Genomic DNA, 2,081 nt, shown 5'->3' on the forward strand with positions numbered 1-2,081 from the left:
GCTACAGTCAAATACTGCTGAATGGCCGGTGGGTCAAGGCCACACCGGCATTCAACCGCGAGTTATGCGCGCGCTTCCGCGTCGCTCCCATCGAATTCGACGGTCAGCGAGACGCCATGTTGCACGCCTACACAGGCGATAGTTCTCAACACCTGGAATACCTCCATGACCGTGGTGTTTTCGACGACCTTCCCCTCACGGAAATCATCGACGCGCTGCGCGACAATTACGGCGAACTCATCTACGAACCTCCTCCAGTGCCGGACTCATTCACCAACTAGCAGTTTGAAGGATTGTGCCTGTGCAAAGCACCATGCAGGATATCCCCTTGACCGTAGCCTCGATCGTCAGGCACGCGACATCCATCCACGCTGACAGCCAAGTCGTCACGCCGACCGGATCGGGCTACCGCACAACGACCTACGGTGCGCTCAAGCGGCGAATCAGCCAGTTGGCCAACGCACTACGGAGTCTGGGCATAACTGACGATCAGCGCGTGGCCACCTTCCAATGGAGCAATCAGGAACACCTGGAAGCCTACTGTGCGGTGCCGTCGATGGGCGCGGTGCTTCACACCCTCAACCTTCGACTCACCGCAGAACAACTTGGCTACATTTCAGATCACGCCGACGACAAGGTCATCATCGCGGACGTCTCTGTGGCACCGCTTCTAGCGAAGGCACTGCCGACGATGTCGTCGGTGCACACCGTGATCGCAGCGGGCGACGGCGACCTGGAGCCGCTGCTGGCCAGCGGTAAAAACGTGCTGCGCTACGAGGACCTGCTTGCTGATCAAGACGGCGAATTCGACTGGCCAGAGCTCGATGAGAGGTCGGCCGCGGCGATGTGCTACACCAGCGGCACTACCGGAAACCCGAAAGGTGTTGTCTACAGTCATCGTTCCACCTATTTGCACTCGCTGACTGGCTGCACACCCAACGTGCTGTCCATCGGTGAAGAAGACCGCGTCTTGGCGATCGTCCCGATGTTTCACGCGAACGCATGGGGGCTGATCTATTCCGCGCTGATGTGTGGAGCCGACCTCGTGCTGCCCGACCGATACCTGCAGGCGGCACCGTTGGTTGCCATCATCGAGGACACGCAGCCGACCGTGGCCGGTGCGGTACCGACGATCTGGAATGACGTGCAGCATTTCCTGGAATCCGAACCGGAGCACGATATTTCGTCGCTACGCCTGGTCGCCTGCGGCGGGTCGGCCGTTCCAAGGTCACTGATGGAGCACTTCGAGAGTGAATTCGGTGTCCCGATCCTGCAGGCCTGGGGGATGACCGAAACCTCGCCGCTGGCAACCGTGGCGCGCGCGCCGAAGGGGACCAACGGCGAGCGCCAATGGGAGCTACGCGCTTGTCAGGGTCGTCCCGTCTGCGGTGTCGAGATTAGGCTGCGTGGCGACGATGGCCGTACCCTGCCCTGGGACGGACGGTCTATCGGCGAGATCCAGGCCCGCGGACCGTGGGTCACCGGCTCGTACTTCGGCGACAACGACTCCGACAAGCTCGACGAAGGATGGCTGCGCACCGGCGACGTGGGTCGCATCGATCAACACGGCTACCTTACGCTTACCGACCGGGTAAAAGACGTCATTAAGTCAGGTGGCGAATGGATTTCCTCGGTCGACTTGGAGAATGCGCTCGTTGCCCATCCAGCCGTGCATGAGGCGGTGGTGATCGGCGTGCCCGACGAGAAGTGGCAGGAAAGACCCTTGGCGTTGATCGTCACGAAGACCGAAACCAGCTTGGATATCAACGAATTGCGGGTCTTCCTGGACGGCGCGGTCGCCAAGTGGTGGATCCCGGAGCGCTGGGCGTTCATTGCTGAGGTTCCCCGAACCAGTGTGGGCAAATACGACAAAAAATTGCTGAGAGCACGCCACGGCGCCGGCGAATACCAGGTCGTGTACTGCGGCTAACCCGAAAAGCCGCCAACGTCGTCAGCAGCACCTAACCGAAAGGACACCATGACAGTCGCCTCACCTTGGCTCAGCCCGGAATTGGAAGCGCTTCGTGATCTCGCCGCAAAGTTCGTTGCCACTGAGATTGCACCCCACTCAGAGCGCTTCG

At 60.5% G+C, this 2,081-nt stretch carries 1 protein-coding gene and 1 pseudogene; both read left to right on the plus strand.

The genetic code is table 11. The annotated features are described in order from the left end of the window. Positions 1 to 281 (plus strand): annotated as a pseudogene (locus tag AWC17_RS30040) (transglutaminase); the annotation flags it as partial. Between the two features lie 32 nt (positions 282 to 313). Further along, positions 314 to 1,930, plus strand: coding sequence for a long-chain fatty acid--CoA ligase (locus AWC17_RS30045; protein ID WP_085981616.1), 1,617 nt, complete (start codon positions 314 to 316; stop codon positions 1,928 to 1,930). The last annotated feature ends 151 nt before the right edge of the window (positions 1,931 to 2,081 follow it).

Origin of the sequence: Mycobacterium nebraskense (genome assembly GCF_002102255.1) — a bacterium.
GTDB lineage: Bacteria > Actinomycetota > Actinomycetes > Mycobacteriales > Mycobacteriaceae > Mycobacterium > Mycobacterium nebraskense.